Origin of the sequence: Acidovorax facilis, from assembly GCF_050626955.1 — a bacterium.
GTDB classification, from domain to species: Bacteria; Pseudomonadota; Gammaproteobacteria; order Burkholderiales; family Burkholderiaceae_C; genus Acidovorax; species Acidovorax facilis.
In genome coordinates this window covers 1,086,068-1,107,834 of sequence record NZ_CP192460.1, presented here as the reverse complement: position 1 = coordinate 1,107,834, position 21,767 = coordinate 1,086,068, and the positions used below count along the sequence as shown (strand labels likewise).

General features: G+C 66.1%; 20 protein-coding genes. 5 read left to right on the top strand and 15 right to left on the bottom strand.

What is annotated here, in order from left to right; genetic code table 11:
- Positions 1–2: 2 nt before the first annotated feature.
- Positions 3–821 (top strand): alpha/beta fold hydrolase, encoded by an 819-nt coding sequence (locus tag ACQ4MJ_RS05035; RefSeq protein ID WP_431149673.1) that lies wholly within the window; start codon positions 3–5, stop codon positions 819–821.
- 30 nt (positions 822–851) lie between these two features.
- Here the strand turns inward: ACQ4MJ_RS05035 and ACQ4MJ_RS05030 are convergent, their stop codons facing one another.
- Positions 852–2,090 carry a DUF418 domain-containing protein gene (locus ACQ4MJ_RS05030; protein ID WP_431149675.1) on the bottom strand — a complete coding sequence of 413 codons (1,239 nt, stop codon included), beginning with the start codon at positions 2,088–2,090 and terminating at the stop codon, positions 852–854.
- A gap of 131 nt (positions 2,091–2,221) precedes the next feature.
- On the opposite strand from ACQ4MJ_RS05030, the gene ACQ4MJ_RS05025 reads away from it, so the two are divergent.
- A complete protein-coding gene (locus ACQ4MJ_RS05025) occupies positions 2,222–2,560 on the top strand; it encodes an Mpo1-like protein (protein ID WP_055394757.1) in 339 nt (112 codons plus the stop codon).
- Positions 2,561–2,656: 96 nt separating this feature from the next.
- On the opposite strand, the gene ACQ4MJ_RS05020 is transcribed toward ACQ4MJ_RS05025, so the two are convergent.
- Positions 2,657–3,952: a YihY family inner membrane protein gene (locus ACQ4MJ_RS05020; RefSeq protein ID WP_431149677.1), complete on the bottom strand. Its 1,296-nt coding sequence runs from the start codon at positions 3,950–3,952 to the stop codon at positions 2,657–2,659.
- A gap of 21 nt (positions 3,953–3,973) precedes the next feature.
- On the opposite strand from ACQ4MJ_RS05020, the gene ACQ4MJ_RS05015 reads away from it, so the two are divergent.
- From ACQ4MJ_RS05015 to ACQ4MJ_RS05005, 3 genes are read left to right on the top strand one after another with little or no spacing between them, the layout of a single operon-like run.
- Complete coding sequence (locus ACQ4MJ_RS05015) at positions 3,974–4,396, top strand: DUF2069 domain-containing protein (protein ID WP_176886420.1); 423 nt, start codon at positions 3,974–3,976, stop codon at positions 4,394–4,396.
- 46 nt (positions 4,397–4,442) lie between these two features.
- A complete protein-coding gene (locus ACQ4MJ_RS05010) occupies positions 4,443–5,858 on the top strand; it encodes an FAD-binding oxidoreductase (protein WP_431149679.1) in 1,416 nt (471 codons plus the stop codon).
- A 19-nt stretch (positions 5,859–5,877) separates the two neighbouring features.
- Complete coding sequence (locus ACQ4MJ_RS05005) at positions 5,878–6,345, top strand: GNAT family N-acetyltransferase (RefSeq protein WP_431149680.1); 468 nt, start codon at positions 5,878–5,880, stop codon at positions 6,343–6,345.
- Between the two features lie 185 nt (positions 6,346–6,530).
- Here ACQ4MJ_RS05005 and ACQ4MJ_RS05000 read toward each other — a convergent pair whose 3' ends face one another.
- From ACQ4MJ_RS05000 to ACQ4MJ_RS04940, 13 genes are all read right to left on the bottom strand, one after another.
- Positions 6,531–7,001, bottom strand: a complete 471-nt coding sequence (locus tag ACQ4MJ_RS05000) for a GNAT family N-acetyltransferase (RefSeq protein ID WP_431149682.1) — start codon at positions 6,999–7,001, stop codon at positions 6,531–6,533.
- A 14-nt stretch (positions 7,002–7,015) separates the two neighbouring features.
- Complete coding sequence (locus ACQ4MJ_RS04995) at positions 7,016–7,291, bottom strand: hypothetical protein (protein ID WP_431149683.1); 276 nt, start codon at positions 7,289–7,291, stop codon at positions 7,016–7,018.
- A gap of 75 nt (positions 7,292–7,366) precedes the next feature.
- Positions 7,367–8,401, bottom strand: coding sequence for a PfkB family carbohydrate kinase (locus ACQ4MJ_RS04990; protein WP_431149684.1), 1,035 nt, complete (start codon positions 8,399–8,401; stop codon positions 7,367–7,369).
- 28 nt (positions 8,402–8,429) lie between these two features.
- Positions 8,430–9,914, bottom strand: a complete 1,485-nt coding sequence (xylB, locus tag ACQ4MJ_RS04985) for a xylulokinase (protein WP_431149686.1) — start codon at positions 9,912–9,914, stop codon at positions 8,430–8,432.
- Between the two features lie 129 nt (positions 9,915–10,043).
- Positions 10,044–10,979, bottom strand: coding sequence for an AraC family transcriptional regulator (locus ACQ4MJ_RS04980; protein ID WP_056743668.1), 936 nt, complete (start codon positions 10,977–10,979; stop codon positions 10,044–10,046).
- Between the two features lie 29 nt (positions 10,980–11,008).
- Positions 11,009–12,412, bottom strand: coding sequence for a D-arabinitol 4-dehydrogenase (gene dalD, locus ACQ4MJ_RS04975; RefSeq protein ID WP_431149688.1), 1,404 nt, complete (start codon positions 12,410–12,412; stop codon positions 11,009–11,011).
- 19 nt (positions 12,413–12,431) lie between these two features.
- A complete protein-coding gene (locus ACQ4MJ_RS04970; protein ID WP_431149689.1) occupies positions 12,432–13,178 on the bottom strand; it encodes an SDR family oxidoreductase in 747 nt (248 codons plus the stop codon).
- Between the two features lie 5 nt (positions 13,179–13,183).
- Complete coding sequence (locus ACQ4MJ_RS04965; protein WP_431149691.1) at positions 13,184–14,227, bottom strand: ABC transporter ATP-binding protein; 1,044 nt, start codon at positions 14,225–14,227, stop codon at positions 13,184–13,186.
- 46 nt (positions 14,228–14,273) lie between these two features.
- Positions 14,274–15,119: a carbohydrate ABC transporter permease gene (locus ACQ4MJ_RS04960; RefSeq protein ID WP_121420576.1), complete on the bottom strand. Its 846-nt coding sequence runs from the start codon at positions 15,117–15,119 to the stop codon at positions 14,274–14,276.
- A 15-nt stretch (positions 15,120–15,134) separates the two neighbouring features.
- A complete protein-coding gene (locus ACQ4MJ_RS04955; protein ID WP_431149692.1) occupies positions 15,135–15,998 on the bottom strand; it encodes a carbohydrate ABC transporter permease in 864 nt (287 codons plus the stop codon).
- A gap of 175 nt (positions 15,999–16,173) precedes the next feature.
- A complete protein-coding gene (locus ACQ4MJ_RS04950; protein ID WP_431149693.1) occupies positions 16,174–17,505 on the bottom strand; it encodes an ABC transporter substrate-binding protein in 1,332 nt (443 codons plus the stop codon).
- 389 nt (positions 17,506–17,894) lie between these two features.
- The gene (locus ACQ4MJ_RS04945; RefSeq protein WP_431149694.1) at positions 17,895–20,378 is read right to left on the bottom strand and encodes a TonB-dependent siderophore receptor; all 2,484 of its coding nucleotides are present in this window, start codon (positions 20,376–20,378) and stop codon (positions 17,895–17,897) included.
- A gap of 317 nt (positions 20,379–20,695) precedes the next feature.
- The gene (locus tag ACQ4MJ_RS04940) at positions 20,696–21,721 is read right to left on the bottom strand and encodes a FecR domain-containing protein (protein WP_431149696.1); all 1,026 of its coding nucleotides are present in this window, start codon (positions 21,719–21,721) and stop codon (positions 20,696–20,698) included.
- Between the last annotated feature and the right edge of the window lie 46 nt (positions 21,722–21,767).

Below are 21,767 nucleotides of genomic sequence, written 5' to 3'. Positions count from 1 at the left end.
CCATGCACATCCAAGTCAACGGCGCCGCCATCTACTGCTACACCGGCGGCAAGGCATTTGACGCCGCCAAACCGACCGTGGTGTTCATCCATGGCGTGCTCAACGACCACAGCGTGTGGGCCCTGCAAAGCCGCTACATGGCCAACCACGGCTGGAACGTGCTGGCCATCGACCTGCCCGGCCACTGCCGCAGCAGTGGCGAGGCGCCCGCCACAGTGGAGCAAGGCGCGGACTTCATCGGTGCGCTGCTCGATCCCGCCGGTGTGCAGCGCGCAGCGCTGGTGGGCCACAGCTGGGGTTCACTCATTGCCATGGAGGCGGCCGCGCGCCTGAAGGACCGCATCAGCCACCTGGTGCTGGTGGGCACGGCCTTCCCGATGAAGGTCTCGCCCGCGCTCATCGAAGCGTCACAGACCGACCCCGAGAAGGCGATGCGCATGGTCAATGTGTTCTCACGCAGCACCTTGTCTGCGCCCCCGTCGGCCCTGGGCCCTGGCACCTGGGTGTTTGGCGCAGGCATGGCGCTGGGGCGCAAGGTGCTGCGCAGCAATACGGCGGTCAACGTGTTCCACCGGGGGTTTGTGGCCTGCGATAGCTACACCGGCGGCGAAGCCGCCATGGCGCAGCTGACATGCCCGGTGCTGTTTGCGCTAGGCAGCCAGGACCAGATGACACCGCCCAGAGCCGCGCAGGGCCTGGTGAATGCGGCACGCGCAGCAGGCAAATCCGTGTCGATGGCCAACCTGCCGGTGGGCCACAACCAGATGACCGAGGCGCCGGAAGAAACGCTGTTCGCGCTGCGCGACTTTCTGGCCCGCTGAGCAGCGCTCCGCACGCGTCCCGGCCTGCAGTCAGGCCGGGACGCGCCGCCATGCGGGCCACTGCCACTGCGTGAAAGCACGCAGCAGCCATTCCACCGGACCATAGGCATGCGTGGCCATCCAGCGGTGGCTCCACGCCAGCTGGCTGGCGTACAGCACCAGCACGCCCAGCACCACCCATCCCGGCGACACCTGGCCCACCAGTGCCAGGCCGTAGGCCGTAAAGACCAGCGCCCCCACCAGCGACTGCAGCAGGTAGTTCGTCAGTGCCATGCGCCCCGCTGGTTGCAGCGCAGCGCCCAGCCGGCGGCCGGCAGGGCCGCGCTGCAGCAACCACAGCAGCAGCGCGACATAGCCGAAAGTGAGAAACGGTGCGGTGGCCAAATCCACTGCCAGTGCAGCCAGACCCACATGCTCGGGCGAGTGAGCGCTGCCGCCTCCCTGCGTAGAGGCATAGAACAACGCACCCACCACACCGACCGGCAGGCAGCACACCATCCAGCGGCGCAGTCGCGCGGGGTGCTGCGCCACAGTGGCCAGATAGCCGGTGCGGTGCGCCGCCAGCCCCAACAAGAACATGGCCAGCGCACACGGGCCCTGCACGAACACCAGCACAAACCACACGCCCTCGGCCATGTCCCGCCCGCGCTGCGCAATGGCCTCCAGGGCACTGGCGCGATACGCTTGCGCGGCTTGCTGCGCCTTGGCGTGCAGCTCTGCCAGGGGCAAGTCCATCGGCGGCACCTGCGCCACCAGCCAGGCCAACAGGCCCCAGCCAGCGGCAGTGGCCCCCAGCAGCACCAGTGCCAGCACCACTGCCGTGCCCGGACGCACGTCCCGCCATGCGAGCAGCAGCACACCCAGCAGCGCATAGGTGACCAGGATGTCGCCCGCAAACAGCAGCCACGCATGCACCAGCCCCAGCAATGCGAGCCCCAGCAAGCGCCGCAGAAAACGCGGAACAAAAGCGCTGCCGGTGCGCTGGGCGGCATCCATCTGCAGTGCAAAACTGTAGCCAAACAGCATCGAGAACAGCAGATAGAACTTGGTCTCGAAGAAGAAGCGCACCAGCCAGCGCACGGCGTGGTCCACCGGCCGCGAGAAGGCTGGGTCAGACACTCCCACGCCAAAGTAGGTGGAGGCAAAGCTGCCCGCATTGACCATGAGGATGCCCAGCAGCGCAAAGCCGCGCAGCGCGTCGATGGCGTGTTCGCGGCCCACTGCGGGGGCAGCGACCGACGCGGTGGTTGTGGATTCCGTGGAAGTCATCCTGGCGATGGTGACAGAACCAGTTCAACGACAGCCCACGGCATCTCATGTCCACAGTGGCACTGCATTTTCAAGGGCTTGGGCGTATAAAGCGTTTGGCCTCAGGTAGCCCCACCCCCAAGGAGACAACGATGGACATCAGTGCCCCCCACACCACGACCACCGACCCGCGCACCTTCAAGCGTTTCGCCGACTTCTACCCCTTTTACCTCGGCGAACACAGCAACCGCACTTGCCGCCGCCTGCATTTTGTGGGCTCCACGCTCACCCTGGTCTGCCTGGCCATGCTGGTGGTCACGGGCAAACCGCAGTACCTGCTGTATGGCCTGCTGTGCGGCTACGGCTTTGCCTGGGTGGGTCACTTCGGCTTTGAGAAGAACAAACCCGCCAGCTTCAAGCGGCCGCTCTACAGCTTCATGGGCGACTGGGTGATGTACAAGGACATCTGGACGGGGAAGGTGCCGTTCTGAAGCGGTGATTCGCCACAGCTGTCACGGCGATAAATTCAATTAAAAACAGGCCCTAGCGCTTATCCAGCAGGCGCAAGCAGCTATATTTTCGATAGCTTACATGGGCACGGCCCGCTGCGCGCCCAGGCCGGAGTCAGCGCCTGCGCCCACCTGCAGCACATCCTCCAGCAGCAACCCGTCCAGCCGGGCCTGTGACCACAGCGGCTGCAGGCTCTCGGCGCGCTCCAGCAGCAGGCGCTGCACCAGCGGCACCAGGGGTGTCGCGCCCGGGTTGGCCAGCAGCACATAGCGGGGCTCGGGCACGTCCGCAGCGTCCACCGCCGCATCGTTGACCTGGCCCACCCAGTCCAGCGCGGTCAACGCCTCGAGCACCGGGGCCAGTTGCAGCACGTCCACCCGCAGCAACTGGGCGAGCTGGCCGGGGCGCAGGCCTTTGAGGGGCTGGTGGCGCACGCGGTGCAGCTGCTGCAGCACCTCCACCGCCAGTTGAAACGTCCAGCCCGCCACGGTGCCGCGCCGCGCCACACCTGCCAGCAAGCTGGGCAGGTAGGCCGTAACCACCGCGCCCAGCAGCACGATGACCCAGGCCACATAGATCCACACCAGCAAAATGGGCAGCGTGGCGAATGCACCGTACACCACCGAATACGTTGGCACCTTGCCGAGGTACAGCGCCAGCACCTTCTTGGCCAGCTCGATGCACACGGCCACGAACAGCCCACCCGTCCAGGCGTGCCGCCACTTCACCGGCGTGTTGGGTACATAGTGGTACAGCGACGCCATGCCCCCCGCCAGCACCACAAACTGGATCGAATCGAACAGCAGCTGCACACCATCGGGCAGGCGCTTGACCAGCCCGCCCGAGGCCGACATCACATACGACGTGAGCGCCAGGCTCGCCCCCATGAGCAGCGGGCCGAGTGTGATGGCGGCCCAGTAGATCAGCACCCGCTGGCCCAGCGGCCGCAGCCGCTGCACGCGCCAGATGTCGTTGAGCGTGCGGTCGATGGTCAGGATCAGCGCCAGCGCCGTGGCCAACAAAATGCTGAAACCCGCCACCCCCAGGCTGCTGGCCTTGGCAGCAAACTGCGTGAGGTAGCCCAGCACCTGTCGGGAGATGCTGTCGGGCACCAGGCTGTTCACCAGCCAGCCCTGCAGCGCATCCTGCAGCTTGCCGAAGATGGGGAAGGCCGTGAACACTGCCAGCGCCACGGTGAAGAAAGGCACCAGCGCCAAGATGGTGGTGAAGGTCAGGCTGCTGGCCGTGAGCCCCAGATGGTCCTCACGAAAGCGCTCACGCAGCGTCTGGGCCGTGGTTTTCCAGGGGAAGTGCGACAGCTCGGTCACCAGCGCCTCCGCGCGCTGGGCCACTGCCTGTAAGGACAAGGACATGGCCGATATGATGCCACCCCAATGACCGCATCACCTTCCGCCCCGCCCGCCCTCCCCGTTCCCGCAGACAGCGCTGTGGAATCCACGCGCTGGCTGGCCACCGGCAGCCTGCTGGCGCTGATTGTTCTGTGCCTGGCCTGGGAGCTGGTGCTGGCCCCGTTGCGCCCTGGTGGCTCATGGCTCGCACTCAAGGCGCTTCCGCTGTGCATCCCGCTGGCGGGCATTCTCAAGAACCGCATGTACACCTACCGCTGGGTCAGCCTGGTGATCTGGCTGTATTTCACCGAAGGCGTGGTGCGCGGCTGGAGCGACAAGCCCCCGTCGCAGTGGCTGGCCTGGGCCGAGGTGGCCCTGTGCCTCGTATTGTTCACCGCCTGCACGCTGCATGTGCGACTGCGCCAGCGCAATGCCAAGGCGGCTGCAGCCGCCTCTGCTGCATCCTGATGCTGGCCTCCTCTTTTCATCGCCTTGAAGAAGAAACTCCTTGACCATGACCACTCTGCTTGACACCCTGCGCGCCATCGTCGGCCCTGCCCATGTGATCACCGAAGGCGACCTCTCTGCCTGGGAGCAGGACTGGCGCCGTCGCGTGCGCGGCAAGGCCCTGGCCGTGGTGCGCCCCGCCAACACGCAAGAGGTGGCGGCTGTGGTCAAGGCCTGCGCAGCAGCAGGCACCGCCATCGTGCCCCAGGGCGGCAACACCGGCCTGGCCGTGGGCTCTACGCCCGACGACTCGGGCACGCAGATCGTGCTGAGCCTCACGCGCATGAACACGGTGCGCAGCGTGGACACCGACAACCTGACCATGACGGTGGAAGCCGGCTGCATCCTGCAGAACCTGCAGGATGTGGCGCAGAACGCGGGCGTGCTGTTCCCCCTGTCACTCGCGGCCGAGGGCAGCTGCACCATTGGCGGCAATCTGGGCACCAACGCAGGCGGTACACAGGTGGTGCGCTATGGCAATGCACGCGACCTGTGCCTGGGCCTCGAAGTGGTCACCGCCCAGGGCGAGGTGTGGGACGGCCTCAAGGGCCTGCGCAAGGACAACACGGGCTACGACCTGCGCGACCTGTTCATCGGTAGCGAAGGCACGCTGGGCATCATCACCGCTGCGACGATGAAGCTCTACCCCCAGCCCGCCGCCAACCTCACGGCCTGGGCCGCCGTGCCGTCGATGGAACACGCCGTGGCCTTGCTGGGCCTGGCGCACAAGCAGCTGGGGGCGGGCCTTACGGGCTTTGAGGTGATGGGCCAGTTTGCGCTGAGCCTGGTGGGCAAGCACATGCCGCAGCTGCGCGTGCCCTTTCTGGGCGACGACAACGCGCCCTGGTGCGTGCTGCTCGAAAACTCCGACAGCGAATCCGAAGAACACGCGCGTGCACGGTTTGAGTCGCTGCTGGAGACGGCGTTTGAAATGGGCTGCGTGACCGACGCCGTGGTGGCAGAGAACCTCACGCAGGCCCACCAGCTCTGGCACATCCGCGAGAGCATTCCGCTCGCCCAGGCCGAAGAGGGCCTGAACATCAAGCACGACATCTCGGTGCAGATCTCGCGCATCCCCGCCTTTGTGGCCCACACCGACGCGGTGCTGCAGCGCGAGATCCCCGGCGTGCGCCTGGTCAACTTCGGCCACCTGGGCGACGGCAACCTGCACTACAACGTGCAGGCGCCCGCCGAGGGCGACCCCAAGGCCTTTCTGCGCGAGCACGAAGCCCATGTGAACCACCTCGTCTATGAGGCCGTGGCCGAGTTCGGCGGCTCATTCTCGGCCGAGCACGGCATTGGCGAACTCAAGGCCGACAAGCTGGAGAAGTACCAGTCGCCTGTGGCCATGGGCATGATGCGCGCCATCAAGCAGGCGCTGGACCCGCAGGGAATCATGAACCCGGGGCGGGTGCTCCAATAAATCCACTGGAGGTCACCCCATGACCGCTGCGGTTACCGTACGCCCCGTTCAGCCCGAAGACTATGCCGCATGGCGCCCGCTCTGGGACGGCTACAACGCGTTTTACGGCCGCTTTGGCGCCACCGCGCTGCCCGAGCACATCAACGCAACCACCTGGCAGCGCTTGCTGGACCCGGCAGAGCCCGTCTTCTGCCTCGTGGCGCACGACGCTGCGGGCGGCAAGATCCTCGGGCTTGCGCACTACCTTTTTCACCGCAGCACAACACGCATCGATCCCATCTGCTACCTGAGCGACCTGTACACCAACGAAGCCGCGCGGGGCCGGGGAGTGGGACGTGCGCTCATCGACGCCGTGTACAGCGCAGCGCGGGCAGCCAAGGCATCGCGCGTGTATTGGCAAACCTACGAAACCAATACCACCGCGCGACTGCTGTACGACAAGATGGCCAAGCACCATGGGTCCATCGTCTACTCGCAGGAACTCTGATCAACGCCTGCCGGCCACGCCGAGATTTACTATGAAAACAATAGCTGATTGCGCTTACACATCAAGCGCCAGGGCCATTTTTTACTAACATTCTCGATTCCAACAACTGCCATAACCCTGATGGACAGGGCTCTCGCCGAGGTCGTGGCTCTGGGCATCGCGTTCCACGCGGCCGAGAGCCCCCTTCAGAACACCTTGCGCATCGGCTGTGCCTGCAGCCCGGCCCAAGACTGCACTGCACCTGCGGGTTCATAGCCATTGCGGCGGTAAAAAGCCTCCGCCGTTCGCGTGCTCTCCAGCCCGAGTGCCGCCAGCCCTGACTGCCGCGCGTGGGCCTCAGCCTCAAGCAGCAGGGCGTGGCCTACCCCCTGATGCAAGGCCTCTGGCACCACATAGCACAACGCCAACGTGGCCCTCGCCAGCAGCGCAAAGCCCACCATCATTCCGCCCCGGTATGCGCCCCACACCGCAGCGCCCGGCGCGGACATCCACGCAGCAAGGTTCTCGGGCGTCTTGTTGGCCAGCCAGGCCGTCAGGATAGCGGGGTCATTGGCATGGTCGAGCACGCAGCAGTGGGTGATGGACCGACGGATGACCGTGCAGGCGGCTTCTGCCGCCTCGGGGCCCACCGGGATGATCTTTGTGCCCTGAGGCACTGCGCTAACCGCAATCACGCCGAAGCCAGCCCCGAAAGCGCGATGGCCAACACAGCGAGCACCCCATAGAACAACAAGCCCACGAATATCAGGCCATTGGTCGTCACCACACGTTGTCCTTCATGCCGGAACGACAGTGCGCCCGCTGCACTCCAGGTCCGCGCTTCGTTGCTGCCCCAGCGCTCAGAGCGCCAGCGGCCCAGGCCGACCACCCGCACCACCTGAGCACCCGTGAAGACGATCAGCACTTCAACCACTGACCACAGCATCGCAACCAGAAACTCCGTCATCGGCATCCTCCGCAAATCTGTGAAGGGAAATGATAGACGGACAGCCTTGACGAGGGCGATACCCCTCCTCGGACGTCAGCGCGGGTCTTGGGCTGCCGGATTCTGCTGGCTCCACACGAGGGCGGCCTCCCAGCCCGGTGGCACGCAGCCTTGCTCCATCACGCACAAACTGGCGCTGGCCAGCGCATGGCGCAGCGCCTGCTGGCACGCATCGGCCGCCAGCGCTTCGACAAACCGCACAAAGCTCGCACCACCGGCAGCCTGCGATTGCCGCAGCAAATGCGCCAGCAGCCCGGCCAGAAAGCTGTCGCCCGCGCCCACGGTGTCCACCACTGGCAGCGACTGGGCCTCTTTGGCAAAACGCTGCGCGCCGTTACGGTGCAGCAGCCAGGCGCCTTCCGCGCCCAGCGTGAGCGCCAGCAGATGGGCCTGTGGGTTGGCGGCCAGCAGGTGCTGTGCGCGGGCCAGGGCATCCACACCAGGCACAGCGAGATGCTCCAGGTCTTCGTCGCTGGCCTTGATGATGTGGGCGTGGGCCAGCGCGGCATGCACCGTGGTGCGGTAGGCCGCCAGGTCGGGCATGACGGAGGGGCGCAGGTTGGCATCAACCACCACACAGCGGCCTGCGGCGCGCTGGGCGGCCAGCCACGGCAGGTAGATGGCTGTGTCACGCGCGTCGAGTGCCAGCGCGCCGGTGCAGACCAACTGCAGCGCGGGCAAGGCGGTGCAGGCGTCGCCCAGGCCTTGGGCCGACACGGCACGGTCTGCCACGCCTTCGCGGTAGAAGGCATAGTCGGGGTGACCATGTGCATCGAGGTTGACCACTGCCAATGACGTGACTGGCTGTACGGGCTCGGGCTGGGCCAGCGCCACACCGTCGGCCACCAATTGCGCCGCCAGCTCGCGGCCAAAACGGTCACGCGACAAGGGGTTGAGGTACTGCGTGCCCACGCCCTGTCGCGCCAGCGCGCGGCACAGGTTGTAGAGCGCGCCGCCCAGGCACGGCAAGTAGCTGCCATCGGGGCGGCGGATCAGGTCGATGAGGGCCTCGCCTGCAATGGCGGCGTGGATGGGCGCTGTGCCGTTGGAAATCGTGGATGCGGAAGTCATGGACGTTTGGGAGGAAGCAGACAGTGCGTCAGAACTGCGATTGCAGCGCGGGGTACAGCGCGACAAAGCGGGAATAGCGTTCGGCCAGCAGGGCTTGTTGTGCGGGCTGTGGCATGAAGGTGGCGTCAGCAGCCAGGGGCTGGCACCAGTGGGCTTCGTCACCACCGCAGGCCATGGCCGCCAGGCGCGCGGCACCTAGGGCTGCGGCAGCGTGTGCGCCCTGCGGGCGCTGCAGTGGGGTGCCCAGCGCGCTGGCCAGCAGCTGCGCCCAAGGGCTGCTGCGTGCGCCACCCCCGACGAGCGCCAGGGGCGCATCACTCCGACCTGTGTCACTACCCTTCCCCGGCCCTGCGGCGCGCATGGCGTTGAGGCCATCGAGCAGGCCAAAGCCCACGCCTTCCATCACGGCATAGGCCAGGTCCGCCGCTTCGTGCTCGGCCCGCAGGCCCATGAACACGCCGGTGGCAGCAGCGTTGTTGTGCGGTGTGCGCTCGCCGCTCAGGTACGGCAAAAACAGCGGCGCCTGCGCCTGGCGGGTGGTGTTGAGGACGCTGACGGCGTCAGACAGTTGCGCCTCGTCGCCACGCCCCGTGAGCCGGGTGACCCAGCCAAACGCACTCGCTGCACTGAGCATGACGGACATGTGGTGCCAGCGCTGCGGCAGCGCATGGGCGAAGGCATGCACGGCGCGCTCGGTGGCAGGCGCAAAAGCGTCCGTCACGCGAAAGACCACACCCGAGGTGCCCAGCGACACAAAGCCCTGCCCCGCAGTGCGGGCGCCCACGCCCACGGCACTGGCGGCGTTGTCGCCCGCGCCAGCAGCCACGACGATGCTGTCACCGAGCCCCCAGCGGCGTGCCACATCGCTGCGCAGTGTGCCGGTGGGCGCACTGCCCTCGGCCAGCGTCGGCATGTGCGAAACATCGAGCCCACAGGCTTGCAACATGGCCGGGCTCCAGGCGCGGGCCTGCACGGCCAGCCACAGCGTGCCCGATGCGTCGGACATGTCGCTCACTGCATCGCCGGTGAGCTGCAGGCGCAGCCAGTCCTTGGGCAGCAGCACGGTGCGGATCTGGTCGAACACGGCGGGCTCGTGCGTGCGCAGCCACAGCAGCTTGGGCGCGGTGAAGCCGGGCATGGCGAGATTGCCGGTGATCTGGCGCGAGCTGGGCACAGCCGACTCCAGCTGCGCACATTCGGCGCTGGCGCGGCCGTCGTTCCACAAGATGGCCGGGCGCAGCACCTGGCCCTGCGCGTCCAGTACCACCGCGCCATGCATGTGGCCCGAGAGGCCGATGCCCCGCACCTGCGCCCACGCTGCGGGAGCCTGCGCGCGCAACTGCGCCACGGAGGTCTCCACAGCAGTCCACCAGTCGGCGGGGTGCTGTTCGCTCCAGGTGGGCTGGGGGCGCAGCTGAGGCACGGCGGCATCTGCCGTAGCGACCACAGTGCGCGCATCGTCCAGCAGCAGGAGCTTGACACCCGAGGTGCCTAAATCAATTCCGAGGTACATGGGTGATGGACAGATGTCAGTGATTCACAGTGAAAGCCATGGCCCGGCCTTTGCCTTTGGCGGGCTGCGTGCAGGGGTCACGCAACAAGGGCCTCCCCCCGCCTCTCAGGGTGCAGATCCGGCCGGGGATCAGGAAGTCTTTCCAAACCTTCCCGCGCCCTGCTTGCGGTACTCGCTGGGCGTCATGCCCTTGATGTCCAGAAAGCGGCGGTTGAAGTTGGCCATGTTGTTGAAGCCCACGTCATATGCAATGTGGGTGATGTAGCGCTCGGTCTCCATCAGTAGCTGGCACGCGCGGTTCACGCGCACCAGGTTCACGAAGTCGGTGAAGGTATTGCCCGTGGCGCGGCGGAAGAAGCGCGAAAAGCGGCTCTCCGTCATGCCCAGCTCTTGCGCCAGGTCGGCCGCCGACAGCGGGTCGGCCAGGTGGTCGGTGATGCGGCTCACGATGGCGTTGATCTGGTCGAGCTGGGTATCGTTGTCCTCGCTTTGCAGCTGCGTGCTCGACAGCAGGCGAAAGTCGGTGCAGCGCGCCAGGTCGCTCATGAACTCACAGAAAGCGCCGAACCGGGCGAGCCCCTGGCGCGCCTTGATGCGGTGCCAGTGCTCTTGCGCCTGCGCTTCCATGCCAAAGAACTCCACACCGTGGCGCGCGCGCTCCAGCAGAGGCAGTACCTCGCGCAGCTCGGGGATGGTCTCGCTGCTGGCCACCAGCGGCGCGTGCGAGAACTGGATCACCAGGTCGCGCAGCGGCACGCCGCCTTCGGGCAGATCCATACTGATCCAGTTGTGCGGCAGGCGCGGCCCGGTCAGCACCAGGTGGCCGGGCTGGAACTGACCGATCCAGTCCCCCACAAACACCTTGCCAGAGGTGGCCGTGATCAGGTGTAGCTCGTACTCGTCGTGGTAATGCCAGCGCGCCAGCGGCGTGGGAAACCCGTGCGACAGGCAACGGATGAAGCCCGCCGTCTCGGGCGACTCGTAGCCCAGCGCGGGCGAGCGCACATAGTCGTGCTCCAGCTCGGGCTTGGTCTGGCGCGGGGCGATGGGCATCTTCACGGTCATGGCGTTAGTGGGCTCAAATTACACCAGCATCAGGCGCCTGTCCGCTCCGCCACAAAAGCCAGCACGCGGGCATAGGCTTTGCGCAACGCGTCTACGAGTCGGGGGTGGCCGGCCATCTCGCCCCACAAGGTCGTGTCGGCCGCAAAGGCCGCCACGGGGTCAGCGGCATCGCAGATGGCATGGGCCACGGCGGGATCCATGGCTTGATCCTGGTAGCTGTAGGGGATCTGCCCCGCATGCCAGCGCTGCAGGTAGGCCAGGAACAGCGCGGGCAGCATGGCCACGCTGTCGAACGACGCGTTGCGCGCGAGCTTGTCGCGGATAGTGGGCGCAATCATGCCGGGGATCTTGGAGAACGCATCCATGGCCACGCGCTGGTTGGTGTCGGCGATGGCAGGGTTGCCGAAGCGGTCCAGCACCACGTCGCGGTACTGCTCCAGGTTGATGGGGCATGGTTGCTCGGGCGTGTGGAGCACCGGGATCGCGTCGTCGGTGACGTAGTCGTAGGCCATCTGGCGAATGGCCGCGTCGTGTGTGCCTTCGTGGATGTACTGGTAACCCGCCAGCGTGCCCGCCCAGGCAATGCAGCTGTGGGTGGCGTTGAGCAGGCGGATCTTGGCCTCTTCGTGCGCCTGCACCGACTGCACCATCTCGACACCGACCGTTTCCCACGAAGGGCGGCCTGCGATGAAGTCGTCTTCGACGACCCACTGGATAAAGCTTTCACCCATGAGTGCTGCCTTGTCATCCCAACCTGTTGCAGCCTTCACGCGCTCGGCCACATCGGGCGTGGGGCGCGGCGTGATGCGGTCCACCATGGCGTTGGGGCTGGTGGTGTTCTGCTCCACCCACTCTTTGAGTGGCGCATCGCCCAGCGCCTCGATGAACTGCAACAGCCCGCCGCGCGAGCGGTCGCCGTTGTGGCGCAGGTTGTCGCAGTTCATCAGCGTCACGGCGCCCGCACCGGCTGCCCTGCGCGCGCGCAGGATGCTGACCAGGCCGCCGTAGATGGTGTGGCCTGCCTGGCCCGCCTTCACGGCCGCCAGGTCGGCGCGCAGGTCGGCAAACGTGGGCCAGTCGAGCTGGTTCTGGGCATCCAGGTAGTAGCCCGCTTCCGTCACCGTGAAGCTGATGATGCGCGTGGCAGGGTCGGCACCCATGGCAATCAGCGGGGCCAGGTCATCCTGGTAGGGGATCACCCGCTGGATCGACTCGATGACGGTGTAGTTGCGCTCGCCTTGGGGGGTGACGGTTTCGAGCGTGTAGCGCCCATCCTGCGCTTGCAGCGCCGCGATGGTGTCGGCCATGTCCGGGCGGAGATTGCCGCCTGCGATGGCCCAGCCCGTGTCGCCCTGCTGGCGCAATGCGTGAACGTAAACGGCCTGGTGGGCGCGGTGGAACGAGCCCAGGCCCAGGTGCAGGATGAAATTCATGGTGCGTGACTGCGGGTTTCTAGAGATCAAAGTTCGTGGGCATCATCACGACGTCGCGGATGGTCATGCCGCGCGGGCGGGTGAGCATGAAAAGCACCACGTCGGCCACTTCGGACGCCTCGATGAGGCTGCCGCTGGCCTTGGCCTCGGCGAGCTTCTCCGCGGGCCAGTCGGCCAGCAGCGAGGTGATGACGGGCCCGGGCGAGATGGAGCCCACGCGGATGCCGTGCTTGAACACCTGGCGGCGCACGGTCTGCACAAAGCAGTTGACCGCCCACTTGGACGATGCGTAGACAGGCTCCCACGGCGTGGGGAAATGCGCGGCCAGCGAGCTGGTGACGATGATGTCGCCCGTGCCACGCTCGATCATGTGGGGCAGCACGTTGTGCACGTTCTTCATCACCACGTTGACGTTCAGGTTGAGCATGCGGTCGATAGCGTCGGGGTCGGCATCCACCAGGTCGCCGCCCACATACAACCCAGCATTGGCGTGAAAGATGTCGAGCTGACCAGCCAACGCCAGCGTGCGCTGCAGCAGGCTGGCGCATTGCCTGGCATCGAGCAGGTCCAGCACCAGCGGCAAGGCGACGGGGCCGAGGGCTGCACACGCCTTGGTCAGCGCGGCCTCGTCACGATCGATCAGCACCACACGCGCACCAGCGTTGGCCATGGCTTGGGCACTGGCAAAGCCGATGCCCGATGCGGCGCCGGTAACGGCCGCCACCTTGCCTTGAAGTTCTTGTCCGGGGGGCATGGAAGCAGTCATGGCGGTCATGCGGTCTGGCGGGCCACCACGCGGCCGTTCGGGTCGAACCAATGGGCTTGCGAGGCATCGATGTCCAGGCAAACCGCATCGCCCGCACGCAGGCCTGTGCGGTCGTTCTGGCGCGCCACAAACTGCGCGCCGCTGGGCGTGCTCACGTAGATCAGCGTCTCTGCGCCCAATGCTTCCACCAGGTCCACCTGGCCCGGCACCAGCGTCGCGCCGGTGTTGCGCACCGTGATGTTCTCGGGGCGCAGGCCGATGGCGCCGCCCTCCGCCCCGACGGGTGCCTGCTGCTGCACGGGCGATGGCAGCTGCGGCAAGGGCACCACGTTCATCTGCGGCGTGCCGATGAACTGGGCCACGAACTGGTTGGCAGGCTTGTCGTACAGCTCCAGCGGCGTGCCCACCTGCTCGATGACGCCATCGCGCAGCACCACCACGCGGTCGGCCAGCGTCATGGCCTCGACCTGGTCGTGCGTGACGTAGATGGTGGTGGCCCCAAGGTCGCGGTGCAGCTTGGCGATCTCTACACGGGTCTGGCCGCGCAGCGCCGCGTCAAGGTTGGACAGTGGCTCGTCAAACAGGAACACCTTGGGCGCGCGCACGATGGCGCGGCCGATGGCCACGCGCTGGCGCTGCCCGCCCGACAGCTCCTTGGGCGTGCGCTGCAGGTACTGCGTGAGGTTGAGGATGCGCGCGGCGTTCTGCACCTTCTCGTCGATCACCTGCTTGTCCACCTTGGCGAGCTTGAGCGCAAAGCTCATGTTCTCGTACACACTCATGTGCGGGTACAGCGCGTAGCTCTGGAACACCATGGCCAAGTCGCGCTTGCTCGAGGGCTGGTCGGTGATGTCGCGGCCGTCCAGCATCAGGGTGCCGCCGTCGATATTTTCGAGCCCCGCAATCAGCCGCAGCAGCGTGGACTTGCCGCAGCCCGAGGGGCCGACGAAGACGATGAACTCGCCTTGCTGGATGGTGAGGTCGATGCCCTTGATGGCGCGGTGCTCACCAAAGAATTTCTCGATGCCGCGCAGTTGAAGGTAGGCCATGGAATCGGGTTCCTGAAATCTTGAAAACTGAGAGGAAAACTGCGGCTTACTTGACCGCACCAAACGTCAGGCCCTGCACCAGCTGCTTCTGGCTGAACCAGCCAAAGACCACGATGGGTGCAATGGCCATCAGCGAGGCGGCGGACAACTTGGCCCAGAACAGGCCCTCGGGGCTGGAGTACGACGCGATCAGCGTAGCCAGCGTGCCGGCCTTGGCGGCGCTGAGGTTCAGGCTCCAGAAGGCCTCGTTCCATGACAGCACCAAGCACAAGAGGCCGGTGGACGCGAGGCCGCCCATGCCCAGCGGCAGCAGCACCAGGCGCACCTCCTGCCACAGCGTGGCGCCGTCCATGCGCGCGGCTTCCAGGATCTCGCGCGGGATGTCCTTGAAGTGCGAATACAGCATCCAGACCATGATGGGCAGGTTGGACAGCGCGAACACGATGATGAGCGCGAGCTGCGTGTCGAGCAGGTGGCTCTTTTGCGCCAGCACATAAATGGGTACCAGCGCGCCCACGGCGGGCATCATCTTGGTCGAGAGCATCCACATGAGGATGTCCTTGGTGTACTTGCCCTTGAAGAAGGCCATGGCGTAGGCCGCAGGCGCGGCCAGCATCAGGCCCACCAGGGTAGAGACCACGCTGGTGATGACCGAATTCTTGGCGTACAGCAGGTAGTCGCTGCGCTCCTGCACCTCGTGAAAGTTCTCGAGCGTGGGGATGAAGAACAGCTGCGGCGGCACGGCGATGGCCTGCAACTCGGTCTTGAACGCAGTGAGGAACAGCCAACCCAGCGGAAAGAACAGCAGCAGGGCCACGCCCCAGGCGGCCACGGTGCGCAAAGCCAGCAGGCCCAGCGGGTAGTTGGAGCGTCGTCGTTTTGTCGTTGTCATGATCGTTGCCCCGTCTTACTTGTCAAGGTTCTTGCCGACCATGCGGATCAGAAACACCGCCGCGATATTGGCCAGCAACACTGCGAACAGCGCCCCGGCCGAGGCCACGCCCGCGTCGAAGTTGAGCAGTGCCTGCTTGAAGATCAGGAAGGTGACGTTGGTGCTCGCATCGCCCGGCCCGCCACCCGTGGTGGTGTAGATCTCGGCAAAGATGCTGAGCAAAAAGATGAGTTCGATCATCACCACCACCGCCACCGAACGCGCCAGATGCGGCACGTACAGATAGCGCAGCTGCTGCAGGTAGTTGGCGCCGTCCATGCGCGAGGCCTCCAGCTGCTCGTGATTCATGCTCTGCAGCGCGGTCATGAAAATCAGCGTGGCAAACGGCAGCCATTGCCACGACACCATCACGATGACCGAGAACAGCGGGTGGTCGGTTAACCAGTCCACCGGCTGCGCGCCGAAGAACATCCACACCTGCGCCAGCACGCCGTAGATGGGGTTCATCATCATGTTCTTCCACATCAGCGCGTTGACCGTGGGCATGACGAAGAACGGCGAGATCAACAGCACCCGCACGATGCCCCGGCCCGCAAACGGCTCGTTGATGAGCAACGCAATCGCAATGCCGAACACCACCGTGATGAGGATCACACTGCCCAGCAGCAAGATGGTGTTGAGCACCGCCGTTCCAAACGAGGGGTCGGTGACGAAATACTCAAAATTCTCCAGCCCGGCAAAACCGGTCTGGTCCGGCTGCATCAGGTTGTATCGGATGAGCGAAAAGTAGATCGTCATCACCAGCGGCACGATCATCCACAGGAAGAGCGTGACCATGGCTGGCGTGAGCAGCAGACGGGGGAGCAGGCGGCGGTTCATGGGAGTCTCGGGAGAATCCGGCTTTGCCAGATGAAATTAAAACCAGCAGCGCAATAGGCGTTCAGCCGACTTAGCGAGCGGTCCGAGGTGGGGGCGCTGTACCGCAGCCGTACTCTTGTACGGCGAGGAACACCGCCCCCAGATCGGGCCGTGCAGTAGCCGAATGAATGCCTATTTACTTGTAGTAGCCAGCCTTTTTCATTTCACGTTCGGCCGACACCTGGCTGGCTTTCAGCGCAGCGTCCACCGTCGTTTTGCCTGCCAGGGCTGCGCTCATCTGCTGCCCCACCGCAATGCCGATGGCCTGAAACTCCGGGATGGCAGCGAACTGCACGCCCACATACGGGCTCTTGGGCAGGGTCGAATCGGTCGGGTTGGCCGAGTCGATGGCTGTCTTCTCCGCCGCAGCGAAGCGGGCTGCCTTCTGGAACTCTGGCGATGCGTACGTGCTCTTGCGCGTACCGGTGGGCACATTGGCCCAGCCGTTGGTCTTGGCCACCAACTGGATGTAGTCCTTGCTGGTCGACCAGGCGATGAACTTCTGCGCGGCATCGATCTTTTTGGACCCGGCCGGAATCGCCAGATTCCACGACCACAGCCAGTTGGCGCCCTTGGGCGTGTTCATGGTGGGCGCCTGGGCAAAGGCCATCTGGTCGGCCACCTTGGACTGCTTGGGGTCCGCCACGAACGATGCCGCGATGGTGGCATCCACCCACATGCCGCACTTGCCCGAGTTGGTCAGCGCCAGGATCTCGTTGAAGCTGTTGGCGGCAGAGCCGGGCGGGCCGTAGTTCTTGAGCAGGTCCACGTAGAAGTTGATCGCATCTTTCCAGGGCTTGGACTCGAGCTGCGGCTTCCACTGCATGTCGAACCACTGGCCGCCGAAGGTGTTGACCAGCGTGGTCAGGAACGCCATGTTGTCGCCCCAGCCCGGCTTGCCGCGCAGGCAGATGCCGTACACCCCGTTCTTGGGGTCGTGCATCTTGGCGGCCAGGTCCTTGATCTGCGGCCAGGTGGGACGCTCGGGAACCTGCACGCCCGCCTTGTCGGCCAGGTCCTTGCGGTACATGAGCATCGAGCTTTCGCCGTAGAACGGCGCAGCGAACAGCTTGCCGTCGATGGACAGGCCGTTGCGCACGGCGGGCAGCAGGTCGTCCACGTCGTACGCAGCGTCGGTTTTCAGCTCCTGCAGCCAGCCCTTCTTGCCCCAGATGGGCGCCTCGTACATGCCGATGGTCATCACGTCGAACTGGCCGCCCTTGGTGGCGATGTCGGTGGTGACGCGCTGGCGCAGCACGCCTTCTTCCAGCGTGACCCACTTGAGCTTGATGTCGGGGTTGGCCTGCTCGAAGTTTTTGCTGAGCTTTTGCATCTCGATCATGTGGCCGTTGTTCACGGTGGCAATGACCAGCTCGGTCTGCGCGCTGGCGGCGCCGCACAGCGACAGGGCCAGTGCAGCGGCCAGGGCGAGGCGCTGAGGAGCAAAAACACGGGGGGAATGTGGCATCGGAATGTCTCCTTCGTAATTGGTATGGGATCGACCGTTCAACGCCAGTGCAGGCATACGGCATTGACGAACTGAACGATACCGATGCTGCAATGCTCGATTGGTACTCCAGATGCCTCCACAAATACTAATTTGCACCAGATACTCAGGATTTATACCTAGAGGTGTCAACAGGGTATCTAACCGACCAGGAAGAGAGGGGCCGGACCCCCAGCACGGTTAGTCGCGGATGCCCCAAATCACTATCAAATCAATAGCTTTTGGCGCTTATCTATCAAGCGGTAGAGGCCAATTTAATCCATATTTCGTGCACCAAGGCCCACCGGGGAAGACACCACTACCCCCTCCTCCATCCATTTGTCCGTCCGCCCACGGCAGCACTGCTCCCGTCAGAAATCCACCGTGGCAGAGAGAGTCACCGTGCGAGGACTTCCCACATACAGCCAGTTGCCGGAGCCGCTGGACCAGTAGTTGCGGTTGAACAGGTTGTCCACGCCCGCGCGCAGCACCAGCGGCCGGCTCCACGCCTGGGTCTTGTAGCGGGCACCGATGTCCCAGCGCGTCCAGCCCGGAATGCGCCGCAGGTTGGCGGCGTCCACATGCTGCGCGCTGCTGGCGATCATGCGGGCCGACAGCGTCAGTCCTGGAACGGCAGCCACGTCGTGGTCGCTGCCCAGGTTGAGCTGCCAGCGCGACACATTGGGTGCGGCGTTGCCGTTGTAGGTGCCGCCTTCGGTTTTGGTCAGCCGGGCATCGTTGAAGGTCACGCCGCCCAAAAGGCGCGTGCCCCGGGCCACCTCGCCAAAGACATTGAGCTCGACCCCGCGGTTGCGCTGCTCTGCACCGACCTGGTAGGTGAACGTGCCATCGCCGTTGGACGCCACCAGCCCGCTCGGCTTCTGGATGTGGAACAGACTCGCCGTGGTGCTGAAGCGGCCCCAATCGGCCTTCACGCCCACCTCCCGCTGCTTCGTCCGGACCGGCGGAAACACCTGCCCGGCATTGGTGGTGCCCAGTGGCGCTGAATCGCCCTGGACCAGCCCTTCGATGTAATTGCCGTAGAGCGATACGTGCGGCTGCAGCTTGAACACCGCCGCCAGCGCCGGCGTTACCGCGTGCTCGTCGTACGCGGTGCTGCCTGCCCCGGTGGTGGTGTCGTACTTGACGACCTTCACGCGCTGGTAGCGGGCACCCAGGGTGACGGACAGGCGGTCTTGCCACAGCGAGACGGTGTCTGACAGCGCTACAGACGGCAACTGCAAGGAATCGGTCTGGGGCGGCCGCGATGAGAAACCTTCGATGGACGGACGCGCTGTGGCCGCGGGTGCATACATGTTCGTGGCGAAGCTGTCGAAGCCGTAGTACTGCGCCGTGAAGCCGCTGTCCTTCTTCAGGTACGACGCATGCAGGTGGATGCGATGCGTGAGTTCGCCGGCACGCACCGTGCCTTGCAGGCCGCCTTGCACGGTGCGGTAGTTCGTCCAGTTGGGCCAGAAGTACGTGGTGGCCTGCGCATCGCCCTGCACGCTGGTCACGAACACGTCGGTGGCGAGGTAGCGGGACCGCGTGTGGCTGCCACCCGCGGCTGCAGAGAGCGTCCAGTCCGGGGTGAGGTCGTACTCGGCTTTGGCCAGAAGGTAGTTGCTCTGCGACCTGGCGAACTCCCAGTCCTGCGCGATGCGATGGCTGGCCCGGGGCGGCCTGGGGATGGCAATGGCGTCGTCGATGCCAAAGCCCGCGGCGCCTTGCGGCGCTTCGTTGTTCATCGTCTGGTGGCCGGCATCTACCGAGGCCCGCAGCTGGCTGCCCCGGTAGTCCACGGCCAGCGCCGCAGCCCCCAGCTCGACGGACTGGCCCTGGGTGGCGGTCTTCCCGTCACGGTAGACGCCGTTGAAGCGCACACCCCACTGGTGGTCGTCGCCGAACCGGCGGCCCACGTCCAGGTGGCCGCCCAGGTTGCCCTTGGACAGGTAAGTGGTGGTCAGGCGGGTCAGCGGCACATCGCCCGCCCGCTTGGGCACCAGGTTGATGGCGCCGCCCACCGCGCCGCCCGCCCCAGGCGCCATGCCGTTGAGCAGCGCGTTGGGGCCCTTGAGCACCTCGACGCGCTCGGCCGCTTCGACCGCCACGGCACGGTTGGTGGCGATGCCGCCGATGCCGTCGAACAGCACCGAGTCCTGCACCGAGAAGCCGCGGATCAGAAAGATGTCGCCCCCCGCAGCAGCGTTCGTCAGGCTGTAGGACACCGTGCGCACGGACGGGTCGTTGGCCAGCACATCGGCCACGGTGATCGCCTGCTGGTCCTGCATGAGTTCGGCCGTGTAGCTGGTGATGTGAAACGGCGTGTCCATCAGGCTCTGCTGACCCAGCAGGCCGACCCGGCTACCCGTGGCGACCTGGCCGCCGGCATAGGCGGGCAGCAAATCGCCGGGCGCTGACTCGGCGCTGGCCGTCACGGTGACGGCGCCCAGGGTGGCGGCATCGCTGAGCCGGGGTGCCTGCGCTGCGGGGCGCGATGCCTCACGCAGCGTGAAGACGCCGCCCGTGGCCTGCCGCAGCTCCAGCCCCGAACCCGCCAGCGCGCGGCGCAGTGCCTCGGGTGCATCGAAGCGGCCCCGCACGGGCGCCGCGTTGCGGCCTTCCACCAACTGCGCATCGGCGGTGAGGGCCAGGCCTGCGTCGCGCGCGATGCGGTTGAGGGCCGCCCCCAATGGCCCGGCGGGCAGGTCGTAGTCGCGCACCGCCGCAGCGCTGGCCGTGGCCGCAGGGGCCTCTGCCGTGGCTGGCTGTGCGGCCACGACAGAGGCCCCCAACGCGAGCAGCAGCGCCGCGGCGCAGGGGTTCAGCGGGAAGGGGAGAACAGCAGAGGGCATGGGTCAGACTCCGAAACGGTCACGTCAGAAAAGAGGGGCAACCGCGCCGATGCACGGTCTCTGTCTGATTGCCGAACGGGTGCCGAAAAGTGAGAGGGGGCCGGGACAATTTCTTTTTTCGGGCCGGCATCGTTGGTGGATGGGGTGCCGGCTGGCAGCGGCGATCTGGGTTGATCTGCTTCGGCGGGTTGATCTGGGTTGATCTGGGTTGAACTGAATGGAAACGTCGATCAGCCGCACCAAGTCACTCATTTTTTGATAGCTGCCAGCGCTTGCCCATCAAGCGGTAGCGGCCGATTTTCTTTATATTTTCATCCTCAGGGCGCAGCACGCGGCTTGAGCGTGACCCACCAGCGCGTGGTCCAGACCACCTCCACCGGCACGGCCGCGGTCAGCGCCAGCAGGGCCTGGTCGGTGTCCGCCAGGGGCAGCGTGCCCGTCACGCGCAACCCGGCCACACGGGGGTCAACATCCAGGTGGCCGACCCGGTGCCGCGCCAGCATGGCCACCACCTCGCCCAAGGGTTGGTTGTCCACGACCAGCATGCCGTCCTTCCAGGCGTCGGCATCGGGCGGGGCCACCCACGGGTCCACCCGCCCGCCCTCCAGCCGCGCGCCCTGCCCGGCCGACACGATGCGCTCGGCACTGCACGGCTCGGACGCTGCTGCCGCACAGCTCGCCGGGCGGGCCGCAACGGCCGACTGGGTGACCGCGACCTCGGTGGCGGGCGCGCCACGGCCCTGCGCCCCATCGCTGCCAGCAGCGGGCGCCTGTGGCCAGCGGCGCACGGTGAAGCGGGTGCCCAGAGCGCGCAGGCTGCCGTCCTCGGTCAGCACGACGAACGGGCGCCGCTCGGCCGGGTCGGCATGGCGGGTTTCCACGGCCACCTCGCCCGCGCGCAGGTGGATGGCGCGCTGGTCTTGGCTGAACACGATGTCCACAGCGCTGCGGGTGTTCAGGTGCAGCACGGTCTGGTCGGGCAGCACGATGGTGCGGCGCTCGCCGGTGGCGGTGCGGTGGTCGGCCAGCAGCTGGCCCACGGGCTGGTAGCGGTCCAGCACCAGCGCGCCGCAGGCCACCACCAATGCCAGTCCCAGCACGGTGCCCGCCACACGGGCAGGACGGCGCCGGCGCGGTGGCAGCAGCAACGCTGCGCGGGCTCCGGGACCTGCGGCGGCACGGGCCAAGTGCTGGTCGATGTCGCCCAGTTGGCGCCAGGCGCGGGCATGGTCGGGGTGTGCGGCCAGCCAGTCGGCCAGGGCTTGGGCGTCCGCCGGCGAGGTATCGCCCTCTCCCTGGCGCAGTTGCCAGCCGATGGCGGCCTCCAGCACGGCAGGCGGCACGGGATGGTCGTCGCCTGTACCACCAGCTGGGCCGCCCATTGTCCAG

What these genes read in the sequence shown, in the direction of transcription:
- ACQ4MJ_RS05035 (WP_431149673.1), top strand. Translation starts at nt 3, where the DNA reads ATGCACATCCAAGTCAACGGCGCCGCCATCTACTGCTACACCGGCGGC.
- ACQ4MJ_RS05030 (WP_431149675.1), bottom strand. Translation starts at nt 2,090, where the DNA reads ATGACTTCCACGGAATCCACAACCACCGCGTCGGTCGCTGCCCCCGCA.
- ACQ4MJ_RS05025 (WP_055394757.1), top strand. Translation starts at nt 2,222, where the DNA reads ATGGACATCAGTGCCCCCCACACCACGACCACCGACCCGCGCACCTTC.
- ACQ4MJ_RS05020 (WP_431149677.1), bottom strand. Translation starts at nt 3,952, where the DNA reads ATGTCCTTGTCCTTACAGGCAGTGGCCCAGCGCGCGGAGGCGCTGGTG.
- ACQ4MJ_RS05015 (WP_176886420.1), top strand. Translation starts at nt 3,974, where the DNA reads ATGACCGCATCACCTTCCGCCCCGCCCGCCCTCCCCGTTCCCGCAGAC.
- ACQ4MJ_RS05010 (WP_431149679.1), top strand. Translation starts at nt 4,443, where the DNA reads ATGACCACTCTGCTTGACACCCTGCGCGCCATCGTCGGCCCTGCCCAT.
- ACQ4MJ_RS05005 (WP_431149680.1), top strand. Translation starts at nt 5,878, where the DNA reads ATGACCGCTGCGGTTACCGTACGCCCCGTTCAGCCCGAAGACTATGCC.
- ACQ4MJ_RS04995 (WP_431149683.1), bottom strand. Translation starts at nt 7,291, where the DNA reads ATGACGGAGTTTCTGGTTGCGATGCTGTGGTCAGTGGTTGAAGTGCTG.
- ACQ4MJ_RS04990 (WP_431149684.1), bottom strand. Translation starts at nt 8,401, where the DNA reads ATGACTTCCGCATCCACGATTTCCAACGGCACAGCGCCCATCCACGCC.
- xylB (WP_431149686.1), bottom strand. Translation starts at nt 9,914, where the DNA reads ATGTACCTCGGAATTGATTTAGGCACCTCGGGTGTCAAGCTCCTGCTG.
- ACQ4MJ_RS04980 (WP_056743668.1), bottom strand. Translation starts at nt 10,979, where the DNA reads ATGACCGTGAAGATGCCCATCGCCCCGCGCCAGACCAAGCCCGAGCTG.
- dalD (WP_431149688.1), bottom strand. Translation starts at nt 12,412, where the DNA reads ATGAATTTCATCCTGCACCTGGGCCTGGGCTCGTTCCACCGCGCCCAC.
- ACQ4MJ_RS04970 (WP_431149689.1), bottom strand. Translation starts at nt 13,178, where the DNA reads ATGACTGCTTCCATGCCCCCCGGACAAGAACTTCAAGGCAAGGTGGCG.
- ACQ4MJ_RS04965 (WP_431149691.1), bottom strand. Translation starts at nt 14,227, where the DNA reads ATGGCCTACCTTCAACTGCGCGGCATCGAGAAATTCTTTGGTGAGCAC.
- ACQ4MJ_RS04960 (WP_121420576.1), bottom strand. Translation starts at nt 15,119, where the DNA reads ATGACAACGACAAAACGACGACGCTCCAACTACCCGCTGGGCCTGCTG.
- ACQ4MJ_RS04955 (WP_431149692.1), bottom strand. Translation starts at nt 15,998, where the DNA reads ATGAACCGCCGCCTGCTCCCCCGTCTGCTGCTCACGCCAGCCATGGTC.
- ACQ4MJ_RS04950 (WP_431149693.1), bottom strand. Translation starts at nt 17,505, where the DNA reads ATGCCACATTCCCCCCGTGTTTTTGCTCCTCAGCGCCTCGCCCTGGCC.
- ACQ4MJ_RS04945 (WP_431149694.1), bottom strand. Translation starts at nt 20,378, where the DNA reads ATGCCCTCTGCTGTTCTCCCCTTCCCGCTGAACCCCTGCGCCGCGGCG.